We start from the raw sequence: 4,329 nt of genomic DNA, 5'->3' as shown, positions 1-4,329 counted from the left end.
CGGTGGGCCTTGAGGTAGGTCGCGTCGATTATGACCGTCTTCTGTTCGTCATGTTCGAGATATGCGCGAAAGTTGGTGATGCCTTATCAGGCGGCGGTTTGAAGTTGGCGGAGGCCATCGCGGAATTCAATCCCCTGGATGATCTCGGGCAGCCGGTTCTGGCCGTCAAGCTTGCGCCATTTCTTCTGCGCCGACATCATCAGCCTGAAGGCCATGGCAAGCCCGGTCTTGCGGCTCAGGCATCCCTTGGCTTCACCACCGCCGCGAGCCTGGTCAGTGAGATGATGGAGGCCCGCGACGAGCGCCGTCTGCTTCGCTTTCAGAAGCAAATGGCCGGTTACAAGTTGCTGATCATCGACGAACTGGGCTTTGTGCCGCTGTCCAAGACCGGCGCCGAATTGTTGTTCGAGCTGATCTCGCAACGTTACGAGCGCGGCGCGACCTTGATTACCAGCAATCTGCCCTTCGATGAATGGACCGAGACCTTCGGCTCCGAGCGCCTCACCGGCGCACTGCTCGACAGGCTGACCCATCACGTCAGCATCCTCGAGATGAACGGCGAGAGTTATCGTCTCGCCAACAGCACTGCCCGAAAGCAGCAACAAAAGTCCTGAAATCAGATGGTGCTGTTTTGGTCCAAGGGGCCAATGCGCCATGGCACGCGCCAGCTATCTGGTAAGCGCGCGCGCCATGGCGCCGGTCACCGCCGCGTGGCCGGATTTTACTCCGCCGCGTGGCCGGATATTGCACCGCCGTTGACACTCGAGAAACGAGGATCCGCCCTCAGCCCGCTGTTCTCAGTCCAAAGCCTCACATGCCCGGGCGATGGCGGCGCAGGCTGCGTCGATGATCTCCATCGAGGTCGCGGTCGAGATGCGGAAATAGGGTTCGAGCCCGTATGCGCCGCCATGAACCGAGGCGACGCCTGCCGCTTCCAGAAGATACAGGCTGAAATCCAGGTCGTTCCTGATCGTCCTGCCGTCCGGCGTCTTCTTGCCGATCAGCCCCGCGCAGCTGGGATAGAGGTAGAAGGCGCCGTCCGGCAGGCGGCAGGAAAGGCCGGGGATGGCATTGATCAGCGCGTGGGCGCGGTCGCGCCGCTGGCGATAGACCGCCACGGCCTCCTCGACCGAATGCTGGTCCGAGGTCAGGGCCGCGGCGGCGGCTGCCTGGCTGATCGAGGAGGGGCAGGACGACATCTGCGACTGCAGCTTGTTGATCGCATCGATCAGCGCCACCGGCCCGACGCCGTAGCCGATCCGCCAGCCGGTCATGGCGTAGGACTTGGAGACGCCGTTTACGACCAGGGCCTGCGGCTTCAGTTCGGGCAGGACGGTCAGGATGCTGCAGGGTTCGAAATCGGCGAACCAGATCCGGTCGTAGATCTCGTCGCAGAGCACCATCACATGCGGATGGCGCAGCAGCACCTGCCCCAGCGCCCGCAACTCGTCGGCGCTGTAGGCGGCGCCGGTGGGGTTCGAGGGCGAGTTCAGGATCACCCATCGGGTGTTGGCGGTGATCGCGGCCTCCAGCACCTCGGGGGTCAGCTTGAAGCCGACCTCCTCGCCGCAGGGAACGACGACCGGGGTGCCGCCATTGGCGATGACCATGTCGGGATAGGACACCCAATAGGGCGCCGGGACGATGACCTCGTCCCCGGGCTCGACGGTGGCCATCAGCGCCACGAACAGCACCTGCTTGGCGCCGCCGCCGACGCAGATCTCGTTCAGTTCGCAGTCGATGCCCAGCCGCGTCGCGAAGTCGTGCTGGATGGCCTTGCGCAGCGCGACCGTGCCGTTGACCGAGGTGTATTTCGTCTCGCCCCCTTCCATCGCCCGGATGGCGGCGGCCTTGATGTGGTCGGGCGTGTCGAAATCGGGCTCGCCCACGGTGAGGTTGAGGATCCTGCGTCCCTCGGCCTGCAGGTCGCGGACCTTCTGCGCGGCGGCGGTGCTGGGCGAGACGCGGATGCTGGTGACGCGCGAGGCCAGTTTGATGTTGCTCAAGGCAATCTCCATCGGTGCGGATTGTTCGGATGCCGGCGGGGCGGCGCGTTACTTGTTGCCGGTCAGGATCACGTCGTCGCCCACGCGCTTTGCGGTGCGCAGGCCGCCGGGGACCTGCAGCGTCGGCAGCAGCTCGATCAGGTTGATGTTGACATATTGCGGCGTCCCGACCGCATATTCCACGGCATCGGCGATGTCCGAGACCTGCGGCATCTCGAAGCCTTCGTAATATTTGCGTTTCGCCTCGGCGGGGTCGATCTTCTCGACCTTGGCGAAGATGTCGGTTTCGACCCGGCCGGGGCTGATCTCGGTCACCCGGACGCGGCGGCCGAAGGCATCGACCCGCAACTGGCGCGAGACGGTATGCATCGCCGCCTTGGTGGCGTGATAGGCGATATGGCCGCCGAACTCGTAATGCCCGGCCATCGAAGTGATGTTGACGATATGGCCGCGGTCGCGTTCCATCATGCAGGGCAGCAGCAGCCGGGCCAGATGCAGGGCGGCGCGCAGGTTGACGTCGATCTGCTCGTCGATGTCGAAGGCGCTGGAGGTAAGGATGCTGCCCGGCCGCGACACGCCGGCATTGTTCACCAGCACGTCGATTTCCAGATCCTTGACCAGCGCGGTCACGGCCTCGGTGTCGGAAACGTCCACCGCATGCGGGATGACGCCGCATCGGTCCGCCAGTTCCTGCAGCTTGTCGGCATTGCGGGCCAGGGCGTGGACGGTCAGCCCCTTGGCGCGCAGCCGCTCGGCGATCGCCCAGCCCATTCCGCCCGAGGCGCCCGTCACCAATGCCGTCTTGTAATCCGAAAATGCCATGGTTCTGTCTTTCTTCTTAATGAATGCCCGGGGGGTCAGATGTGGCGGGTCAGCGGCGCGATGGTCGCGCCGCCCGCCGTGATGCCTTCGCGCAGCCGCCGCGCCAGTTCGACCGCGCCCGCCGTGTCGGAATGGACCAGGATGGACTGCACCGGCATCGGGATGACCTGGCCGTCCACCGTGTCGACCTGCCGGTCGCGGATGACCCGCATGACGCGGGCCACGACCTGCTCGGCATCGTGGATGACCGCCCCCGGCTGGCTGCGGGGGGCAAGCTGGCCGCTGGCCAGATAGCCGCGGTCGGCCAGGAACAGGCGGACCACATTGCCGCCCATCTCCAGCGCGGCCTTTTCCAGGGCGCTGCCCGGCAGGACCAGGAAGGCGATCTCGGGGTCGAAGGCCATGGTCGCGCGCGCCACCGCCGCCGCGATGGCGGGATCGGAGCTGGCGAGATTGCCAAGCGCGCCATGCGGATTCATGTGGGTGATGCGATGCCCGGCGCGGCCCGCCAGCCCGGCCAGCGCGCCCAGCTGATAAAGCACATGGCATTCCAGTTCCGGCAGGTCCATGTCCATCCGGCGGCGTCCGAAACCCATGCGGTCGGGAAAGCTGACATGCGCGCCCAGATCGACGCCATGCTCCCTAGCCAACCGGATGGTACGGTCCATGATGACCGGATCGCCGGCATGGTAGCCGCAGGCCACGTTGGCCGAGCTTATCTGCGCCATCAGCGCCTCGTCATCGGCGATGCGATAGGGGCCGAAGCCCTCTCCCATGTCCGAGTTGATGTCGATGATCATGGCTTGGTCTCCAATGTCAGGACGGTGTCGCCGTGGCCGAACAGGGTGCCGGGTTCCGGGATCTGCGACGCGATGGTGCCATCCGCCGGGGCGGTGAGGGCGGCGCGGACGGCGCCTTGCGCGACATAGCCCAGAAGCTCGCCGGTGCGGACCGCGTCGCCGGGCGCAAGGGCGGGCAGGCCGTCGTCGCTGCCGCGCGGCAGGAAGCGGCCGATGTCGGGGCTGCGCGCGGCGGCGGCCGCCGTCGCCGGTTGCGCCTGGGCCGCGGCGGCCGGTGCGGGTCCGGCCGGCAGGACCAGGCGCAGGAACATGTCCCCGCCCTCGATCTCCAGCGTGCCGACGCCATGCGCGCGCATCGCGTCCAGAAGCCGGGTAAGGTCTTGCTTGTCGAACATCACTGCCATCCCCCCTGCCGGACGCGGAACGCTTCCAGCTCGGCGCGGAGTCCGGCCAGGTTTTCCTGCTGCACCCTTGCGGCCTCGGCCGCCTCGGCCAGCGTCACCCGGCGAAAGCGCAGGCGGTCGCCCGGCCGCGCCTGCGCGATGCGCCACAGGTCGGGCTCGATGACCGCCGCGATCTTGGGATAGCCGCCCATGGTCGCGGAATCGGCCAGCTGGATGATCGGCTGCCCGCCGCCCGGCACCTGAACGATCCCCGGCGCGATCCCGTGCGAGCGCAATTCGCCCGACGCGGCATAGGCT

At 66.7% G+C, this 4,329-nt stretch carries 4 protein-coding genes and 3 pseudogenes; 1 reads left to right on the top strand and 6 read right to left on the bottom strand.

Annotated features, from left to right (window positions below; genetic code table 11):
* Positions 1 to 86: 86 nt before the first annotated feature.
* A pseudogene (locus PARACOCCUSGL_RS21875) lies at positions 87 to 248 on the bottom strand (IS256 family transposase); the annotation flags it as partial.
* Between PARACOCCUSGL_RS21875 and PARACOCCUSGL_RS20895 the strand changes: the two are divergent.
* Positions 243 to 614: pseudogene (locus tag PARACOCCUSGL_RS20895) on the top strand (ATP-binding protein); the annotation flags it as partial. The pseudogenes PARACOCCUSGL_RS21875 and PARACOCCUSGL_RS20895 sit on opposite strands and share 6 nt — an antisense overlap.
* 183 nt (positions 615 to 797) lie before the next feature.
* Here the strand turns inward: PARACOCCUSGL_RS20895 and PARACOCCUSGL_RS0117785 are convergent.
* From PARACOCCUSGL_RS0117785 to PARACOCCUSGL_RS20890, 5 genes and pseudogenes are all read right to left on the bottom strand, one after another.
* Positions 798 to 2,006: an aspartate transaminase gene (locus PARACOCCUSGL_RS0117785; RefSeq protein ID WP_029372635.1), complete on the bottom strand. Its 1,209-nt coding sequence runs from the start codon at positions 2,004 to 2,006 to the stop codon at positions 798 to 800.
* A 48-nt stretch (positions 2,007 to 2,054) separates the two neighbouring features.
* Positions 2,055 to 2,828, bottom strand: coding sequence for an SDR family oxidoreductase (locus tag PARACOCCUSGL_RS0117780; RefSeq protein ID WP_010399640.1), 774 nt, complete (start codon positions 2,826 to 2,828; stop codon positions 2,055 to 2,057).
* 35 nt (positions 2,829 to 2,863) lie between these two features.
* Entirely contained in the window at positions 2,864 to 3,628 is a 765-nt protein-coding gene (locus PARACOCCUSGL_RS0117775; protein WP_010399636.1) for a LamB/YcsF family protein, read from the bottom strand.
* Positions 3,625 to 4,023, bottom strand: a complete 399-nt coding sequence (locus PARACOCCUSGL_RS0117770) for a hypothetical protein (RefSeq protein ID WP_010399633.1) — start codon at positions 4,021 to 4,023, stop codon at positions 3,625 to 3,627. Before PARACOCCUSGL_RS0117770 ends, PARACOCCUSGL_RS0117775 begins: the two co-directional genes overlap by 4 nt.
* A pseudogene (locus PARACOCCUSGL_RS20890) lies at positions 4,023 to 4,329 on the bottom strand (allophanate hydrolase subunit 2 family protein); the annotation flags it as partial. The gene PARACOCCUSGL_RS0117770 and the pseudogene PARACOCCUSGL_RS20890, both read right to left, overlap by 1 nt.

Origin of the sequence: Paracoccus sp. TRP, from assembly GCF_000185925.1 — a bacterium.
Classification (GTDB): Bacteria; Pseudomonadota; Alphaproteobacteria; order Rhodobacterales; family Rhodobacteraceae; genus Paracoccus; species Paracoccus kondratievae.
This window is presented reverse-complemented; position numbering and strand designations above follow the sequence as displayed.